This window comes from Pararoseomonas sp. SCSIO 73927 (assembly GCF_037040815.1).
GTDB lineage: Bacteria > Pseudomonadota > Alphaproteobacteria > Acetobacterales > Acetobacteraceae > Roseomonas.
On record NZ_CP146232.1, the window covers coordinates 3,194,399 to 3,212,747 of the forward strand.

At 71.5% G+C, this 18,349-nt stretch carries 14 protein-coding genes; 9 read left to right on the forward strand and 5 right to left on the reverse strand.

Annotation, left to right across the window (positions count from 1 at the left end; translation table 11 throughout):
* The first annotated feature begins 4 nt into the window (after positions 1-4).
* The 4 genes from VQH23_RS14890 to VQH23_RS14905 all read left to right on the forward strand — a co-directional run bounded on the left by VQH23_RS14890 (position 5) and on the right by VQH23_RS14905 (position 4,997).
* On the forward strand, positions 5-1,207 hold the full coding sequence (locus VQH23_RS14890) for an acyl-CoA dehydrogenase family protein (RefSeq protein WP_338661522.1): 1,203 nt from the start codon (positions 5-7) through the stop codon (positions 1,205-1,207).
* A 13-nt stretch (positions 1,208-1,220) separates the two neighbouring features.
* On the forward strand, positions 1,221-2,351 hold the full coding sequence (locus tag VQH23_RS14895; RefSeq protein ID WP_338661523.1) for an acyl-CoA dehydrogenase family protein: 1,131 nt from the start codon (positions 1,221-1,223) through the stop codon (positions 2,349-2,351).
* Between the two features lie 64 nt (positions 2,352-2,415).
* On the forward strand, positions 2,416-3,396 hold the full coding sequence (locus VQH23_RS14900) for a tripartite tricarboxylate transporter substrate binding protein (RefSeq protein WP_338661524.1): 981 nt from the start codon (positions 2,416-2,418) through the stop codon (positions 3,394-3,396).
* Positions 3,397-3,488: 92 nt separating this feature from the next.
* On the forward strand, positions 3,489-4,997 hold the full coding sequence (locus VQH23_RS14905; protein WP_338661525.1) for a lyase family protein: 1,509 nt from the start codon (positions 3,489-3,491) through the stop codon (positions 4,995-4,997).
* A 31-nt stretch (positions 4,998-5,028) separates the two neighbouring features.
* Here the strand turns inward: VQH23_RS14905 and VQH23_RS14910 are convergent, their stop codons facing one another.
* The 3 genes from VQH23_RS14910 to secA form a co-directional block, all read right to left on the reverse strand.
* Positions 5,029-6,036, reverse strand: coding sequence for a tripartite tricarboxylate transporter substrate-binding protein (locus VQH23_RS14910; protein WP_338661526.1), 1,008 nt, complete (start codon positions 6,034-6,036; stop codon positions 5,029-5,031).
* A gap of 201 nt (positions 6,037-6,237) precedes the next feature.
* Positions 6,238-7,335 carry a hypothetical protein gene (locus VQH23_RS14915; RefSeq protein ID WP_338661527.1) on the reverse strand — a complete coding sequence of 366 codons (1,098 nt, stop codon included), beginning with the start codon at positions 7,333-7,335 and terminating at the stop codon, positions 6,238-6,240.
* Between the two features lie 114 nt (positions 7,336-7,449).
* Positions 7,450-10,194 carry a preprotein translocase subunit SecA gene (secA, locus tag VQH23_RS14920; protein ID WP_338661528.1) on the reverse strand — a complete coding sequence of 915 codons (2,745 nt, stop codon included), beginning with the start codon at positions 10,192-10,194 and terminating at the stop codon, positions 7,450-7,452.
* A 280-nt stretch (positions 10,195-10,474) separates the two neighbouring features.
* Here secA and VQH23_RS14925 point away from each other — a divergent pair, with 280 nt between their 5' ends.
* A complete protein-coding gene (locus VQH23_RS14925; RefSeq protein WP_338661529.1) occupies positions 10,475-11,494 on the forward strand; it encodes a peptidylprolyl isomerase in 1,020 nt (339 codons plus the stop codon).
* 13 nt (positions 11,495-11,507) lie between these two features.
* Positions 11,508-12,743 carry a bifunctional glutamate N-acetyltransferase/amino-acid acetyltransferase ArgJ gene (gene argJ, locus VQH23_RS14930; RefSeq protein WP_338661530.1) on the forward strand — a complete coding sequence of 412 codons (1,236 nt, stop codon included), beginning with the start codon at positions 11,508-11,510 and terminating at the stop codon, positions 12,741-12,743.
* Between the two features lie 322 nt (positions 12,744-13,065).
* Here the strand turns inward: argJ and htpG are convergent, their stop codons facing one another.
* Complete coding sequence (htpG, locus tag VQH23_RS14935; RefSeq protein ID WP_338661531.1) at positions 13,066-14,898, reverse strand: molecular chaperone HtpG; 1,833 nt, start codon at positions 14,896-14,898, stop codon at positions 13,066-13,068.
* A 91-nt stretch (positions 14,899-14,989) separates the two neighbouring features.
* Positions 14,990-15,202, reverse strand: a complete 213-nt coding sequence (locus tag VQH23_RS14940) for a hypothetical protein (protein ID WP_338661532.1) — start codon at positions 15,200-15,202, stop codon at positions 14,990-14,992.
* 173 nt (positions 15,203-15,375) lie between these two features.
* Between VQH23_RS14940 and VQH23_RS14945 the strand changes: the two genes are divergently transcribed.
* The 3 genes from VQH23_RS14945 to VQH23_RS14955 all read left to right on the forward strand — a co-directional run bounded on the left by VQH23_RS14945 (position 15,376) and on the right by VQH23_RS14955 (position 18,326).
* On the forward strand, positions 15,376-15,963 hold the full coding sequence (locus VQH23_RS14945) for a chromate transporter (protein WP_338661533.1): 588 nt from the start codon (positions 15,376-15,378) through the stop codon (positions 15,961-15,963).
* Complete coding sequence (locus VQH23_RS14950) at positions 15,964-16,491, forward strand: chromate transporter (protein ID WP_338661534.1); 528 nt, start codon at positions 15,964-15,966, stop codon at positions 16,489-16,491. It begins immediately after the preceding gene.
* A gap of 236 nt (positions 16,492-16,727) precedes the next feature.
* Complete coding sequence (locus VQH23_RS14955) at positions 16,728-18,326, forward strand: alpha-amylase family glycosyl hydrolase (protein WP_338661535.1); 1,599 nt, start codon at positions 16,728-16,730, stop codon at positions 18,324-18,326.
* The last annotated feature ends 23 nt before the right edge of the window (positions 18,327-18,349 follow it).

An 18,349-nucleotide genomic window follows, 5' to 3' on the forward strand; every position in this document is an offset into this window, starting at 1 on the left:
CGGAATGGACCTGCGCTTCACCCCAGAGGAGATCGCGTTCCGCGACGACCTCCGCCGCTTCTTCCGCGAGAAGGTGCCCGCCGAGATCCGCAAGAAGGTCGCGGAGGGGCGCCACCTCGACAAGGAGGACATCGTCACCTCCCAGCGCATCCTGAACGAGGCCGGGCTGGCCACGCCGAACTGGCCGGTGGCCTGGGGCGGCAAGGACTGGACCCCCGTCCAGCGCTACATCTTCACGGAGGAGCTGCAGCGCGCCGCCGTGCCGCTGCCGCTGCAGTTCAACGTCTTCATGGTCGGCCCGGTGATCGCCACCTTCGGCTCCGAGGAGCAGAAGCGGAAGTTCCTGCCGGCCACCGCGAACGTGGATATCTGGTGGTGCCAGGGCTTCTCCGAGCCGGGCGCCGGTTCCGACCTCGCCTCCCTCCGCACCACGGCGGAGAAGCGGGACGGGAAGTACATCGTCTCCGGCCAGAAGGCCTGGACGACGCTGGGCCAGCACGCGGACTGGATCTTTTGCCTGGCCCGCACGGACAAGACCGCGAAGAAGCAGAAGGGCATCTCCTTCCTGCTGATCGACATGAAGTCCCCCGGCATCACCGTGCGCCCCGTGATCACCATCGACGGCGCGCACGAGGTGAACGAGGTCTTCTTCGACGAGGTGGAGGTTCCCGAGGAGAACCTGGTCGGCGAGGAGAACAAGGGCTGGGACTACGCCAAGTTCCTGCTGGCGAATGAGCGCACGGGCATCGCCCGCATTGGCCTCTCCAAGCAGCGCCTGGCCCGCGCCAAGCGGCTGGCGAAGGAGACGGAGGCCGGTGGCCGCACCCTGTGGGAGGACACGGATTTCCGCCGCCGCGTGGCGGAGATCGAGGTGGGGCTGAAGGCGCTGGAGATCACTCAGATGCGGGTGGTCGCCAACCAGACCAAGCGCGACGCGGACAAGCCGGACCCGGCCTCCTCCATCCTGAAGATCAAGGGATCGGAACTGCAGCAGCTGACCACGGAACTGCTGCTGGAGGTCGCCGGCCCCTACGCCATCCCCGCGCCGGACCATGAGCAGCCGGAGGGCTGGAACGAGCCCGCCGTCTCGCCGGAATGGGCGGATGCGGCGGCGCCGCTCTACTTTAACTACCGCAAGGTCTCGATCTACGGCGGCTCCAACGAGATCCAGCGCAACATCATCGCCAAAGCCTTCCTGGGTCTCTGAGGGGTAGCGGAACGTGGACTTCGACCTGACCGAGGAACAGCGCCTCCTCAAGGAGAGCATCGACCGCTTCGCCGCGGACAATGCGCGCGATCCGGCCGCGCACGGCACGGCGCCGGACCTCTGGCCGCAGCTGGCGGAGCTGGGCGTGCTGGCGCTGCCCTTCCCGGAGGAGGATGGCGGCATTGGCGGCGGCCCCGTCGAGACGATGATCGTGATGGAGGCGTTGGGCCGCGGCCTGATCACCGCGCCCTATCTCTCCAGCGTGGTGCTGGGCGGCGGCTTCCTGCGGCTGGGCGGCAATGCCGCGCAGAAGGCGGAGTTCATCCCGCAGGTCGCGGAGGGCTCCCTCAAGATGGCTTTCGCGCAGCTGGAGAAGGGCTCGCGCTACGACCTCTACGATGTCTCCACAACCGCAAAGCGGGACGGCGGCGACTTCGTGCTGGATGGCCGCAAGGGCGTGGTGCTGGGCGGCGACGATGCCGGGCTTCTGGTGGTCACTGCCCGCACGGCCGGCGGCCGGCGCGACCATGACGGCATCACCCTCTTCCTCGTCGATGCGGAGGCGCCGGGCGTCACCCGCCGCGGCAGCGCCGCGCAGGACGGCACGCGCGTGGCGGAGATCGCCTTCGACGGCGTGCGCGTGCCCGCCGATCGCGTGCTGGGCGAGGTGGATGGCGGGCTGCCGCTGGCCGGCCACGTGGTGGACGTGGCGCTGGCCGCCCTCTGCGCCGACAGCCTCGGTGCCATGGAGGAGCTGCACCGCGTGACGGTGGACTACCTGAAGACGCGCCAGCAGTTCGGCGTGCCCATCGCCTCCTTCCAGGCCCTGCAGCACCGCGCGGCGGACATGCTGGTGGCGGTGGAGCAGGCGCGCTCCATGGCGGTCTACGCGGCCATGATGGCCGAGGAGACGGACCTCCTCACGCGGCGCCCGGCCCTGGCCGCGGCGAAGGCGCAGGTGAACCGCTCCGGTCGGCAGGTCGGGCAGGAGGCGATCCAGCTCCATGGCGGCATCGCCATGACCTGGGAGTACAAGGCGGGCCACTATTTCAAGCGCCTGACCACCAACGACATGATCTTCGGCGATACGGATCACCACCTCCGCGCCGTGATGCAGGAAGGCGGGCTGCTGGAGGAGGTCTGAGGACCCCTCCAGCCCCCATCGGAACGACAGGCCGAACGGCCGGACAGACGGAGAGAACGGATCCATGACCACCACCATGCCGCGCCGCGGCGCCCTCCTGCTCGGCCTCGGCGCGGGCGCGGCGGCGCTGGCGCGGCCGGCCCTCTCGCAGGGGCGGTTCCCCGACAAGCCTATCCGCATGGTCGTGCCCTGGTCGCCCGGCGGTGCCAGCGACATCCTGATGCGCGCGCTGTCGGAGCAGGCATCCAGGCGCCTCGGCCAGCCGGTGATCCCGGAGAACCGCTCCGGTGCCGGCGGGATCCTCGGCGCGCAGCTCGTCTCCACCTCTCGGCCGGACGGCTACATCCTCACCCAGACGCCCATCTCCATCTTCCGCTACCCGCAGATGGTCGCGCGCCCGCCCTTCGACCCGATGAAGGACCTGACCTACATCGCGCAGGTCACCGGCTACCTCTTCGGCGTGGCGGTGAAGGCGGATGCGCCGTGGAAGGACTTCAGGGAGCTGCTGGCCTACGCCAAGGCCAATCCCGGCAAGATCAACTACGGCACCCCCGGCTCCGGCACCTCGCTGCACATCACGATGGAGCAGATCGCGTCGCAGCAGGGGATCGAGTGGACGCAGGTGCCCTTCCGCGGTGCCTCCGAGAACATGCAGTCGCTTCTCGCCGGCAACACCCAGGTCTGCGCGGAGACGAGCGCCTGGTCGGAGCTGGTGCTGTCCGGCCAGTTCCGCCTGCTTTGCGTGTGGAGCGGCGAGCGCGCGAAGCGCTTCCCGGAGGTTCCGACGCTGAAGGAGCTGGGCATCGACATCGTCTCCACCTCGCCCTATGGCATCGGCGGCCCAGCGGGGATGGAGCCGGCGGTGGTGCAGGCGCTGGAGTCGGCGCTGCGCGAGGCGGCGCAGGATCCCGTGCACACCGCGCTGCTGGAGAAGTACGACATGGCGCCCGCCTTCCTCGGCAGCGCCGACTACACGGCCGCCGCGCGCAAGCAGTACGAGGAGGACGGCGCGATGATCCGCCGCCTCGGCCTGAAGGCGAGCTGACGCCACCAACCCCTCGCGGAGCGGCCCGCGAGGGGTTTGCCAGCCCCGGTTTTCAGGAGCAGCCTCCCGGGCAAACGACCCGGGAGGGGATCATGCCCGTCGCGAAATTCTGTGCCGGAGCGCTGCTGATGTGTGCCGTCGCCTTTCCCGCCCTGGCGCAGCAGGCGTCGCGGCGGGACGACTTCTACTGGCTGGGCGAGATCAACAAGGCCAGCGCCGTCATCAACTCGGAAGAGGGTCTTCTCGACCCCGCCGTCGCGCCACGCATTGCCGCCGGGCTGGACCAGGTGCTGCGCGCCGGTGACGCACCGAACGGCCGGCGCCCCAACCTCGTCATCACCTTCGAGCCGCTGCTGATCGACGCCGCGGGCGTCGAGGCGACGCTGCTGCACGCCGGCCGGTCCAGCCAGGACATGCTCTCCACCGTTCGCGCGGCGATGATGCGGGAGGACCTGCTGCGCCTGGCGGAGCAACTGCGGAAGACCACGGCCACCATGACCCGCCTGGCGGAGCGCCACGCGGGCACGGTGGTGCCGAACTACACCAACGGCGTGGCCGCCCAGCCGAACAGCTACGGCCACTACCTCCTGGGCCATGTGGCAGGGCTGGAGCGCGACGCGCAGCGCCTGCGCGAGGCCTTCGCGCGCGTGGACCGCTCCCCCATGGGCACCACCGTGCTGAACGGCACGAGCTGGCCGCTGAACCGCGACCGCATGGCGCGCTACCTCGGCTTCCCCGCTACGGTGGACAATGCCTACGATGCCGCGCAGATCACGGCCGCCGAGATGCCGGTGGAGTTGGGCGCGCTGGCGACGGGCATCGCCATCCATGCCGGCGCCTTCGTCGAGGACGTGATGACGCAGTACGCGCAGTCCCGTCCCTGGATCCTGCTGCAGGAGGGCGGGGGCAACACCTACGTCTCCTCCGCCATGCCGCAGAAGCGCAACCCCGGCCTGCTGAACGACACGCGGGCGGAGGCGTCGCGCGTCGTAACGCTCGGCATCGGCCGCGCCATCCAGGCCCACAACATCCCGCCGGGGATGAGCGACCCGAAGAGCCCGAGGGACAACGCCGCCGTCATCGCCGGCGCGATCCGCGTGCTGGAGAACTGGGACCGCATCCTGAACGCCATGGTCATCAGCCCGGAGCGCGCGCTGGAGGAGCTGAACAGCGACTGGACGGCCTCCCAGGAGGTGGCGGACGTGCTGATGCGGAAGTACCGGCTGCCCTTCCGCGTCGGCCACCACTTCGCCTCCGAGATCGTGGACTACGCCAAGGAGCACGAGATCCGCCCGACCGATTTCCCCTACGCCGAGGCGCGGAGGATCTACGCGGACACGCTCCGCGAGATGAAGGTGGAGGGCGGCGAACTGCCGATGAGCGAGGAGGAGTTCCGCTCCACCCTCGACCCCGTGGCGATCATCCGCAACCGCGCCACCGCCGGCGGCCCGCAGCCCGCGGAGATGACGCGGATGGTGGCGGCGGCGAACCGGACGCTGGCGGAGCAGGAGGAGTGGATCCGGGCCCAGCGCGGCCGGATCGACGGCGCGCTGGCCTCGTTGGACGGCGACTTCGGCCGCCTCCTGGCCCGCGCGCGATAGGCCGGAAGGGCGCCGCCCTTCCGGCGGCGCCTCAGTCCACCTTCGCGCCGGAGCGGCGCACGATCTCGGCCCAGCGTCCGATATCCCGCTCCTGCACACGGCGGAAATTGGCGGGGCTGGGATCGCTAGGTGGTGAGATGCCCTGATTGTCCGTTAGCCAGGTCACGAAGTCCGGCTGGGAGATGATCTTCGCCACCTCCTGCGCCATGCGGGCCTGAATTGGCGCCGGCAGGTGGGGCGGGGCCAGAAGGCCGTACCAAGTGGTGCTCTCGAAGCCCGGCAGGCCGCAGGCCTCCTCCGCCGTCGGCACGTCCGGCAGGGGCGGCAGGCGCGTGCGGGTGCTGACGGCCAGGCCGCGCGCCTGGCCCTGGCCGATCGCCCCGATGCTCGGCCCGCTCTGGTTGAAGAAGAAGGCCGTTTCCCCGGCCAGCAGGGAGACCATGGCCGGCCCCTGGCCGCGATAGGGGACGTGCAGCGTGTCGATCCCCGCCGCCAGCGAGAACTGCACCCCGCCCAGGTGGGTGGAGGCGCCGTTGCCGGTGGAGGCATAGGCCAGCGCCCCCGGCCTCGCCTTCGCGGCCTCGATCAGGTCCCGGCAGGTCCGGATGTTCGGGGAGTGCTGCGGGCTGACCAGCAGCACGTTCGGCACGTCGCCCAGCAGCGCGATGTGCGTCACGTCGTTCAGCGGGTCGAAGGGCAGGCGGCTGTAGAGCGTGGCGTTGATCGCGTGGGTGCCGGCGGTGGCGAGAAGGAAGGTGTAGCCGTCCGGCCGCGCGCGGGCGACGTGCTCGCTGGCGATGTTGCCGCCCGCCCCCGTGCGGTTGTCCACCACCACGGGCACGCCGAGCGCCTGGGAGAGCGGCTCGGCGAGCTTGCGGGCGTAGATGTCCACGCCGGAACCGTTGGGGAAGCCGCCCATGATGGTGATCGGCCGGTTGGGCCAGGGCGCCTCCTGCGCGTCGGCCGCCGCGGGCAGGGCCAGGGCGGCCAGCGCGGCCAGTCGGAGGGCCGTCAGTCGAAGGGCGGTTCTGCGGAGCATGTCGGACTCCTCGGCGCGTCTGATTGCGACTCCGTCATAGGCGATCGCCACGGGCCCCGGTAGCCGGGCTTTCGGCCGCTCCTGCCGGGTATCGCGCCGTATCTGGCAGCTGCTGGTCAGGAAAGGGGCGTTGTGCCCCCGATAGAGGCGGGCGATGCTCAGTCCCCGGACGCGGGCCAGCAGAAAGCGTCTGATCCCGTCTCAGATCCCGCCGTGGCGGGCCAGGTGCGCGGCCAGGGACGGCACGCACTCCGCCATTACGATCCGCTGCAGCGGGCTCCGCACCTCGCCGAGCTCGATCTGCATGGAGGCATCGATCATTGGCGGCGAGGTCCGGAGCGGGATCAGCCCGAGGCGCAGCAGCGCGATGTAGCACTGGCGGGAGGCGCGCAGCACGTTCTGCAGATCGCCCAGGACCCAGACATTCTCCATCAGGTTCTGCGCCTGCACGATCGGCTTCACCGCCTCCACCCCGCGGACCAGGGCCGCCCGCGCCTGGTCGGGCTGATCGAGCAGGTGGGCGATCACGCCCTCCGCGAAGGCGCAGATCACGAGGTTCAGCGCGGAGACCTTCGCGTAGTGCACGAGGTGCGTGTGCCGCGTCGCCATCCCGAAGAAGAGGAGGGCCTGAGGGTAGTTCTCGTCGTAGAGCGACAGGTGCGCGGCCACGGTAGCGAGCGAGACGGTCCAGCGCACGTGGCGCCAGTCCACGCGCCGGTCCTCCGCCTCCGCGGCCCCGACGAGGGCCGCGCCCTCCGCCACCACCGGCCCGGCCTGGCCGAGCAGCCAGCCCACCCGCGCCGCCTCCTGCGGCTTCAGCGAGTCCGGCGGCTTCTCCAGGTAGCGGTGGCTGAGGATCGTGAGGGCGGCCCCGCGCAGCACGAACTCCGCCTCCGGGTGGCGGAGGTAGAAGCCGTGCGCCGCCAGCTCCAGCAGGTGCCCGGATTCGAAGCGGGAGTGGTGCAGCTGCACCTTGTCCAGGAACTCGTCGGGCGTGACGCGCATCGCCTCGAAGAAGGGGCCGCTCAGCACCCATTCCGCCGCGCCCGAGAAGTCGTTCCCCGCCTCGTCCCAGAGCCCGACGCTGTAGTCCTCCCGGCCCCAGAGCGCCGTCACGTCGAGCGCCACGTGCAGCTGGGTGCCGTCGTCGAGGGGCATGAAGGCCAGCTCGCGCCCGCCGAGGGTCAGGGACAGCCGGCGGCCGGACCACTCGGCGGAGGAGCGCACGGTGAGGACGAGTGAGAGCGGGCCGCTCCGGTCCTCCGCCGCGGCGTGGACCTCAATTCTGCTGCGCGTCATGGCTTGCTGGAATGTGTCGCACCGTCATGCCCGGAGACCTCCCGGGCGTCAATTATCCGGGTTGTCCCGCAGGGCGCGGCGGAACACCGCCGCGCGAGCCGGGAGCGCCGCCGTTCAACCGCGGCCGTGGCAGTGCTTGTACTTGCGGCCGGACCCGCAGGGGCAAGGGGCGTTCCGCGGGGTGCGGTCCCAGGTGGAGGGATCTTCCGGGTCCACCCCTTCAGCGGAGGGCAGGGAGGCCCGCGCCGTCACCGGGGCGGCGGCGCCGTACTCGCTCGCCGTCTCGTCGTAGCCCAGCAGCGGGTCGCCCGATTCCGGCGCGGGGTGGCGCAGGTCGGTGAAGCTCACCGGTTCGGGGGAGGGCAGGGGCGCGTCGGGCGTGAGGTTCACCTGCATTAGCCAGCGCGTCGTCTCCTCGCGCATCTCGCCGAGCATGGCGTTGAACAGGTTGAAGGCCTCGGACTTGTACTCGTTCAGCGGATCGCGCTGGCCGTAGGCGCGCAGCCCGATGCCCTGGCGCAGGTGGTCCAGCGAGAGGAGGTGGTCCTTCCACACCTTGTCGAAGACCATCAGCAGGAGGGACTTCTCCACCTCCCGCATCCGCTCCGGCCCGATATTGGCGGCGCGGGCGGCGTAGGAGGTGTCGGCAGCCTCCAGCAGGCGCTCGCGGATGCCGCTCTCGTCGATCCCCTCCTCGCGGCCCCACTCCACGATCGGCAGGTCCAGGCCGAGGATGTCCAGCACCTTGGATTGCAGCCCCTCCGTGTCCCACTGCTCCGCGTAGGCGTTCTCGGGAATGGCGGCGGCCACCATGTCCTCGATCACCTCGCGGCGCATCTCCGCCACGGTCTCCGCAACGTCCGCCGCGTGCATGAAGGACTTGCGCTGGGCATAGACCTCCTTGCGCTGGTCGTTCATTACGTCGTCGTACTTCAGCAGGTTCTTGCGCGTGTCGAAGTTGCGCGCCTCGACCTTCTTCTGCGCCTTCTCCAGGGCCTTGTTGATCCAGGGGTGGATGATCGCCTCCCCCTCCTTCAGGCCGAGCTTCTCCAGCATCCCGCCCATGCGGTCGGACCCGAAGATGCGCATCAGGTCGTCTTCCAGGGAGAGGAAGAAGCGGGACGCGCCCGGGTCGCCCTGGCGGCCGGAGCGGCCGCGCAGCTGGTTGTCGATGCGGCGGCTCTCGTGCCGCTCCGTGCCGATCACGAAGAGGCCGCCGGCCTCCTTCACCTTCGCCGCGCTCCCCTCCACCTCGCGCCGGATCTCGGCCAGCCGCGCCTCGAACTCCGGCCCGTCCGGCTCGCCGGGGAAGGTGGCGCGGGCGAGCATCTCGGCGTTGCCGCCGAGTTTGATGTCGGTGCCGCGGCCCGCCATGTTGGTGGCGATCGTCACCGCGCCCGGGCGCCCGGCCTGCGAGATGATGCCCGCCTCGGACTCGTGGTAGCGGGCGTTCAGCACCTGGTGGGGCACGCCCTTGTTCTTCAGCAGGGCGGAGATGAGCTCCGACTTCTCGATGCTCGTGGTGCCGACGAGGCAGGGCTGGCCGCGCTCCCGGGCCTCCTTCACAAGGTTCGCCACCGCCTCGTACTTCTCGCGGGCGGAGCGGTAGACCTCGTCGTCCGAATCCGCGCGCGCCACCGGCAGGTTGGTGGGGATCTCCACCACCTCCAGCTTGTAGATCTCGGCGAACTCGTCGGCCTCGGTGGAGGCCGTGCCGGTCATGCCGGAGAGCTTGGGGTAGAGGCGGAAGTAGTTCTGGAAGGTGATAGAGGCGAGGGTCTGGTTCTCCGGCTGGACCTCTACGCCCTCCTTGGCCTCCAGCGCCTGGTGCAGCCCGTCGGAGTAGCGGCGCCCCTCCATCATGCGGCCCGTGAACTCGTCGATGATGACGATCTTGCCGTCGCGGGAGACGATGTAGTCCACGTCGCGCGCGAAGAGGGTGTGGGCGCGCAGCGACTGGTTGACGTGGTGCACGAGAGTGACGTTCTGGAAGTCGTAGAGGTCGCCCTCCTCCAGCATCCCCGCTTCCGTCAGCGCGGCGGAGACCGCCTCGTTCCCCGCATCGGTGAGGGAGACGGTGCGGTTCTTCTCGTCCTTCTCGAAGTTCTCCGGCGTCTGCGCGATCACCTGCACCACCGCGTTCACGCGGTTGTAGAGGTCCGAGGTGTCGTCGGTGGGGCCGGAGATGATGAGGGGGGTCCGCGCCTCGTCGATGAGGATGCTGTCCACCTCGTCCACGATCGCGTAGGCGAAGGGGCGCTGGACCATCTCGGCCAGCGAGTACTTCATGTTGTCGCGCAGGTAGTCGAAGCCGAACTCGTTGTTCGTGCCGTAGGTGATGTCGGCGGCGTAGGCGTCGCGGCGCTGGCTGTCCGTCTTGCCGTAGACGATGGTGTCCACCGTCAGGCCCAGCCAGTTGTAGAGCCGCCCCATCTCGCCGGCGTCACGGGTGGCGAGGTAGTCGTTCACCGTCACCAGGTGCACGCCGTTCCCCGTCAGGCCGTTCAGGTAGGCGGGCAGGGTGGCCACCAGGGTCTTGCCCTCGCCGGTCTTCATCTCGGCGATCCGGCCCTCGTGCAGCACCATGCCGCCGATCAGCTGCACGTCGAAGTGCCGCATCCCCAGCACGCGCTTGCTCGCCTCGCGGCAGACCGCGAAGGCCTCGGGCAGCAGACTGTCAGGGCTCTCACCCTTCGCCAGCCGCTCCCGGAACTCCGGGGTCTTGGCCTGCAGCGCCTCGTCCGAGAGGGCGGCCATCTGGGGCTCGAGGGCGTTGATGGCCGGCACCCGCGCCCGGTACGCCTTCAGCGCGCGGTCGTTCGAGGTGCCGAGAATGGCGCGGGCAAGGCGGGCGAACATCGGGCAGTGCGTCTCCGGGGCGCCGGGGAATGGCCGGGGCCGCCACCGGGCGGACCGCGGGGCGGCCGGTCGGGCGGGGGCCGGACAGGGCCCAGCGTGCAGGGGGCAGAGATAGGGAAGGGGGGGCGGCCGGTCAACGAAGCCCCGGCGGAGGGGAGCCGCGCCGGAAGGGGAGCCCATCACATCCGCTTGGAGAGGGCCGGCGGTCCGGGTGGCCCCGCCTTGTGAGGGGGCGAGGGCTCGGCCATCTTGCGCCCCCTTCTCCTGGGGCTCCCCTCCGATGCGCCGCCTTCTTCTCCTCTCCTCCGCCTTTCCGGCGCTCCTCTCCGCGGGGCTGGCCCTGGCACAGGCGCCTGCGGCCACCCCCGCCCCGGCCGCCCCCGCTGCGGGCACTCCCGCCCCGGCTACCCCCGCTGCGAGCACACCGGCGGCGGATCCCGTGGTCGCCCGCGTGGACGGGCAGGAGATCCGCCTTTCCGACGTGCGGGAGGCCGCGCAGGAGCTGCCGGACGAGCTGAAGAACGCCCCGCCCGCCATGCTCTACCCGCTGATCGTGGACCAGCTGGTGGCGCAGAGGGCCCTGGTGGCGAAGGCGCGGGCCGAGGGGCTGCAGAACGACCCGGAGGTGCAACGCCGCGTCGCCCGCGCGACCGACCAGGAGCTGCAGCAGGCCCTTCTGCGGCGGGAAGTGGCCCCGGCCCTGACGGAGGAGGCGCTGCGCGCCCGCTACGCCCGCGAATCCGCCAGCCGCCGGGGCGAGGAGGAGGTGCATGCTCGCCACATCCTCGTCCCCACCGAGGCGGCGGCGAATGCAGCCATGGCCGAGGTGCGCAAGCCCGGCGCCGACTTCGCGGAGGTGGCCCGGCGCCTCTCCACCGGCCCCGGCTCCCAGCAGGGCGGCGATCTCGGCTTCTTCAAGAAGTCCGACATGATCCCGGAATTCGCGGAGGCCGCCTTCGCCCTCCAGCCCGGCCAGATCATCGAGCGCCCGGTCCAGACCCCCTTCGGCTGGCACGTCATCAAGGTGGAGGAGCGCCGCACCGCCCCCGCGGCGAGCTTCGAGGACAGCCAGGAGGCGCTGCGCCAGGCCGCCTTCGAGGAGGCGGTGAACGCCTCGGTGGAGCGCATCCGCAGCGCCGCCCGGGTGGAGCGCTTCAACCTCGACGGCTCGCCCCAGCGCGCGCCGAGCCTGCTGGACGGCGCGACCCCGCCGGCCCCGGGCGTGGCACCGGGGGGGGGCGCTGCTCCCGCCCCGGGTGGGGCCCAGCCCCCCGCGGCCGCTCCCGCCCAGCGGCGCTGAGGGAGGACCGAGCATGGCCCAGGCGATCCCCGTCTCCCCCTTGAAGGTCGAGCTGCCGCCCCTGCCGCCGCTGAAGGGCGTGCGGCTGGGCGTGGCCGCGGCCGGGCTGCGCTACCAGGGCCGCCCGGACGTGATGATGATGGAGTTCGCCCCCGGCACCACGGTCGCGGGCGTCTTCACCAGCAACAAGTGCCCGGGCGCCCCGGTGGACTGGTGCCGCGCGGCGCTGAAGGGGGAGGCCGCGCGCGCCCTGGTGGTGAACGCGGGCAACGCCAACGTCTTCACCGGCCGCGCCGGCGTGGTGGCCTGCGAGGCCACCGCCGGGGCCGCGGCGGCGCTGGCGGGCTGCAAGCCCTCCGAGGTGTTCCTGGCGAGCACGGGCGTGATCGGCCAGGTGCTGCCGCACGAGAAGCTGGCCGCCGCCCTGCCGGCCCTGCGCGCGGAGCTGAAGGAGGCCGGCTGGGCCGATGCCGCGCGCGGCATCATGACCACCGACACCTTCCCCAAGGCCTGCGCCCGGACCGCCACGATCCACGGCAAGACCGTGACGATCGTCGGCATCGCCAAGGGCAGCGGCATGGTGGCGCCGGACATGGCGACGATGCTGGCCTTCGTGGCGACCGACGCCGCCATCCCCGCCGCCGCGCTGCAATCCCTGCTGCGGAAGGGCGTGGAAGCCAGCTTCAACCGCACCACGGTGGATAGCGACACCTCCACCTCCGACACCGTGCTGCTCTTCGCCACCGGGCAGGCCGGGCACGACAAGGTCTCCGCCCTGCCGGGCACGGCGCTGGACGACTTCGGGGAGGCGCTGAACGCCCTGCTGCTCGACCTCGCGCTCCAGGTGGTGCGGGACGGGGAAGGGGCGCAGAAGCTGGTGAAGGTGGAGGTGCGCGGCGCCCTCTCCGACAGCTCGGCCAAGCGCATCGCCATGGCGATCGCCAACTCGCCCCTGGTGAAGACCGCCATCGCCGGCGAGGACGCGAACTGGGGCCGCATCGTCATGGCCGTGGGCAAGGCGGGCGAGCCGGCGGACCGGGACAAGCTCTCCGTCGCGGTCGGCGGGGTCTGGATGGCGAGGGATGGCGGCGTGGTGGAGGGCTACGACGAGGCGCCTGTCGTCGCGCACATGAAGGGGCGGGAAATCGACATCGAGGTTGATATCGGCCTGGGCAAGGGCGAAGCCACGGTTTGGACCTGCGACCTGACCCATGGCTACATCGACATCAACGGTTCGTACCGGAGCTGATCCGGACGGGTGCCGGGGCGCCCCCTCCTCAAGGGCGATCGAAGAGATCGCCGCGTGGAGCGAAGGGGGAGCTTCGGCCGACGTAGAAGCGGTCGAACCGCTCGCGGCCGCTCCGCTCGAGGCCGGGGTCCCTCGGTGGCGCTGAACAGGCCGCCGCGGCAAGGCAAGCCAGGCCGCACAGGATCGCGGCAACCGCTGTTCCGGGCATGACGCGCTCCCTCCCCGAGAGGACCGGCTGAGCAACACGGCGGGAGCGTGTCCTCGTCAGGATCACTCCCGGAGCCAGGACAGCCGCCCCTGACCCCGGAGAGGTCCCCGGCCCTCAGCCCAGGCCCGCCGCCAGGGCTTCCGCCACGCGGCGCGTGAAGGCGGCGGGGTCGCGCGGGGTGTCGCCGTCCTGGACGCGGGCGAGGTCCAGCAGCAGCCCGGCGGCGTCCGACACGTCCCCTGCCTCGGCCTTCGCCGCCAGCCCGCGGATCAGCGGGTGGCGCGGGTTGATCTCCAGCACGGGCTTCATCGCGCCGAAGTCCCGCCCCGCGCGCTGCAGCAGGCGCTGCATGTGCAGGTCCGGCCCGAACTCCGGTGCGGCGAGGACCACGGCGCTGTCCACCAGCCGGTCCGTGGCCCGCACCTCGGAGACATCCTCCTTCAGCGCGTCCTTCAGCAGCGGGAGCAGCTTGGAGACGTCCGCCGCCTCGCCCCCCTCCGCCGCCTCGCCGATCCCCGAGAGATCAACGTTGCCCTGGGTGATGCTGCGGATCGGCTTCTCCTCGAAGGTCCCCAGCCGCTCCGGCCAGAAGGCGTCGATCTGATCGGAGAGAAGCAGCACCTCCACGCCGCGGGCACGGAAGCCCTCCAACTGCGGGGACTTCGCCAGCGCCTCCGCGGACTCGCCGGACAGGACGTAGATCGCCTCCTGCCCCTCCTTCATGCGGGAGACGTAGTCGGCGAGCGAGGTCCAGCCCTCCGCGGCGGAGGAGCGGAAGCGCAGCAGCCCGGCGAGATCGTTCCGGTGCTCCGTGTCCTCGTAGATGCCCTCCTTCAAGGCCGGGCCGAAATTCTCCCAGAAGCCGGCATAGGTCTCGGCCTCCTTCGCGCGGGTCTTCAGCTCCGACAGCACGCGGTTCGTCACCGCGCGGCGGATGCGCGCCAGCACCGGCGTGGCCTGCAGCATCTCGCGGGAGACGTTGAGGGGCAGGTCCTCCGTGTCCACCACGCCTTGCACGAAGCGCAGCCAGGGCGGAAGCAGCGCCGCCTCGTCCGTGATGAACATGCGCCGGACATGCAGGCGCACGCGGCTCTCCCGCTCGCCCTCCACCACCTGGAAGGGCTTCATGCCCGGGATGAAGAGAAGGGCGGTGAACTCCACCGTGCCCTCGGCGTGCCAGTGCAGCGTGGCCCAGGGCTCGTCGAAGTTGTGGCCGAGATGGCGGTAGAACTCGGCGTAGCCCTCCGCCGTGATCTCGGCCTTCGGCTTGCGCCACAGGGCCGTGCCCTCGTTCGCCGGCTCGTCCTTCCCGTCCTCGGCGACGGTGATGGGCATGGTGATATGGTCCGCCCACTTGCGGATGACCGTCCGCAACCGGATCGGCTCCAGGAACTCCTCCGCATCGGGCTTCACGTGCAGCACGATGTCCGTGCCGGGCTCCGCGCGCTCCGCCCGGGCCAGCGTGTAGTCGCCCTTGCCCTCGGAGGACCAGGTCCAGGCCTCCTCGGACCCGGCGCGGCGGGATGTGACCTCCACCCGCTCCGCCACCATGAAGGCGGAGTAAAACCCGACGCCGAACTGCCCGATGAGGCTCGGCCGCTCACCCGGCTTGGCATCCGCGAGGGACTGGGTGAAGGCCCGCGTGCCGGAGCGGGCGATGGTGCCGAGGTTCTCCGCCAGGTCGGCCTTGGCCATGCCGATTCCGGGGTCGGAGATCGTCAGGGTGCGGGCGGCCTTGTCTGGCACCACGCGCACGGCGCCGCCCTCCGGCACGCCGGGCGCCGCGCCGGTCAGGGCCTCGAAGCGGCGGCGGTCCACGGCATCCGCCGCGTTCGCCACCAGCTCGCGCAGGAAGATCTCACGGTCCGAGTAGAGGGCATGGACCACCAGGTCCAACAGGCGCCCGACCTCCGCGCCGAATTCGTGGCGCTCCACCGTCTCGCTCACACGTGTCCTCCGGGAAGTAGGAAACAACTCGCGGCGCGATATGAAAGAGGGGCCGGGGCCGTTCAAGGGGGCGGGGCGGATGCCCGGCCCGTCACCCGGCCTCAGGACGGTCGGGAGAGGCCTCGGCCCCCCTCGCATCGGCGGGCAGGGCCCGGCGGAAGCGCGGCCAGTGATCCGCCTGTCGGCTGGCGGCGAGGATGCGCCAGCTCTCCTCGATCACTTGGAAGGTCTGCGCCACCAGCCAGTCGGTGGACCGTGTCGGGCCGGGCGGGCCGGGCTGGCCGGAAGCGGCGTGGATGGGCATCGCGCCCCGTAGCGCTGCGGGACCGGGGCGTCGCTCACCTAGGTTGCCCCGGGCCCCTCCCGGCCGGAGCGGGCCACCGATCCGGATCGGCGGCCGCGCCGCCCGCGCCCCGCATTGTGGGAGGCCCGGGGAGGGCCTAGAGGTTGGGCCATGGCTCCTGCAGCAGCGCGGACATGGACCAGCAGACCGTCGGCGTGACGCCCCCGGCCTCGCCGGGCCTGCTCCAGCTCTTCCTCGCCTTCACCAAGATCGGCCTGACGAGCTTCGGCGGCGGGCTGAGCGGCTGGATGCTGCGGGAATTCGTCCAGCGGCGCCGCTGGCTGGACGAGGGCGAGTTCCTCAGCGGCCTCGCCCTGGCCCAGGCCTTCCCCGGCGTGAACGTCGTCAACCTCTCCATCTGGATCGGCTACCGGCTGGGCGGGGGCGCGGGGGCGCTGGTGGGCGCGCTCGGCATGGTGGTGCCGGCCATGTTCGTCGCCATCGGCGCCGCCGCCCTGTTCGCGGAGGTCGCGCATCTCCGCCTCACCCACGTCGTCCTCAGCGGCGTCGCGGCGGCGGCGGTGGGGCTCTCGCTCCAGATGGGCATCCGCGCGGCGCGTCGGTCCGCCGTCTCGCCCGTGCCGGCGCTGGTCTTGCTGGTCACCTTCTGCGCCCTGTTCTTCCTGCGCCTGCCGCTGCCGGCGGTGGTGCTGGTGATGGCGCCCCTTAGCCTCGCTGCCGCCTGGTACCGGCTGCGCGGCGCGGGCGGGGAGGGGCGCTAGGTGCTGCTCTACAAGCTCCTGCAGATCCTGAAGGTCTTCGTCCCGCTCTCCTTCCTCACCATCGGCGGCGGGCAGAGCATCATCGCGGACGTGCACCGCCAGGCCGTGGCGGTGCAGGGCTGGATGACAGACGCGCAGTTCCTGGACCTCTACGCGCTGTCGCGCCTCACGCCCGGGCCGGGCTCGCTGCTCGCCACCCTCGTCGGCTGGCAGGCGGCGGGATGGGCGGGGGCGCTGCTCGCCTCCGCTGCGATCTTCCTGCCCTCCTCCGTGCTCGTCTACAGCCTCGCGCGGGTCTGGGCGCGGCACCGGGGTGCCGCGTGGCAGCGCGTGGTGGAGACGGGGCTGGCGCCGGTGGCGGCCGGGATGATCCTCGCGGCCTCCGCCACCGTGCTGCGCGCGGCGGAGGGCGGGTGGCTCGCCTGGGCCGTCGCGGCCGTCTCCACCGCGCTGCTGCTCTTCACCCGCGTCAGCCCCTTCCTGCCGCTCGGCATGGGCGCGGCGGCGTTCGTGCTGTTCTGGTCGTAGAGGCCTCTGGCGGGTTGCCGGACATCTCCGGTCCGGGATTCAACCCGCCCCGACCCTACGGTAGACCCTTGTCCCGCCCGCCTTCGCCCCGGACCCGGACATGACCCCGTTCCGGCCGGGGCACCGCCCGCAACCCGCCTGGCGCCCACGGGTTCTCCCGCGGGCCGGGGCGTCCCCGGCACCCCGTCACGCGGGCGGCGCCGGGTTGTACCCGCGCGGCCCATCGGAGGTCCCGCATGGCCGACACCCTCTGGTGGCAGCACGGCGTCGTCTACCAGGTCTACCCGCGCTCCTTCCAGGACAGCGACGGCGACGGCATCGGCGACCTGGAGGGCATCCGCCGGCGGCTGGACCACCTGTGCTGGCTCGGCGTGGACGCGGTCTGGATCTCGCCGATCTTTCCGTCCCCCATGGCGGATTTCGGCTACGATATCGCCGACTACACGGGCGTGGCCCCGATCTTCGGCACGATGGAGGATTTCGACCGCCTGCTGACGGAGGCGCACGCGCGCGGCCTGAGGGTGATCCTGGACTTCGTGCCGAACCACACCTCGGACCGGCACCCCTGGTTCCTGGAGAGCCGCTCCTCGCGCGGGAGCGCCTATCGCGACTGGTACATCTGGCGCGACCCGGCGCCGGATGGCGGCCCGCCGAACAACTGGCTGGCGAATTTCGGCGGCAGCGGCTGGGAGTTCGACGAGGCCACGGGCCAGTACTACTTCCACAGCTTCCTGAAGGAGCAGCCCGACCTGAACTGGCGCAACCCCGCGGTGCGCCGGGCCATGTACGACGCGCTGCGCTTCTGGCTGGACCGCGGCGTGGACGGCTTCCGCGTGGACGTGATCTGGCTGCTGGTGAAGGACGAGGCGTTCCGCGACAACCCGCCGAACCCCGCCTGGCAGCCGCACGAGGCGAGCATCAACAGGCTGTTGCAGGTCTATTCCGCCGACCGGCCGGAGACGCTGGAGGTGGTGGAGGAGATGCGCGCCGTCCTTGACGGGTACGAGGAGCGCGTGCTGATCGGGGAGATCTACCTGCCACTGGAACGGCTGATGGCCTACTACGGCCGTGACATGAAGGGCGCGCACCTGCCCTTCAACTTCCAGCTCATCTTCGCTGCCTGGGATGCCCGGCGCATCGCCGCCATCGTCGCCGAGTACGAGGCCGCGCTGCCCGCGGGCGGATGGCCGAACTGGGTGCTGGGCAACCACGACCAGAAGCGCATCGCATCGCGCGTCGGGCAGGCGGGCGCACGTCTGGCCGCTATGCTGCTGCTGACGCTGCGCGGCACCCCCACCCTCTACTACGGCGACGAGCTGGGGCTGGAGAACGTGGCAATCCCGCCCGACCGCGCCCAGGACCCGTGGGAGCGGAACGAGCCGGGACTCGGCCTCGGGCGCGACCCGGCCCGCACGCCCATGCCCTGGGAGGCGGGGGAGGATGCCGGCTTCACCACCGGCCGGCCCTGGCTACCGCTGAACGAGGACCGCGCGACGCGGAACGTGGCCGCACTCTCGGCCGATCCGGATTCCCTGCTGCACCTCTATCACCGCCTGATCGCCCTGCGGCGGCAGCACCCCGCGCTGAGCGCGGGCGATTACGTCGGGGTCGAGGTGGAGGGCGAGGTGCTGGCCTTCGAGCGGCGGGTGGGCGGCGCGCGGCTCCTCGTCGCGCTGAACTTCGGCGGGGCCCCGGCGCGGCTGGCGCTGCCGGAGGACGCGGCGGGCGCCGACCTCCTCCTCTCCACGCATCCCGGCCGTGAGGCGGCGCCCGTGCCGGCCGAGCTGCAACTCGGTCCCGGGGAAGGCGTGGTGCTGGCCCTCCATCCGGGCTGACCGCCCCATGCGCGGCCCGCCGG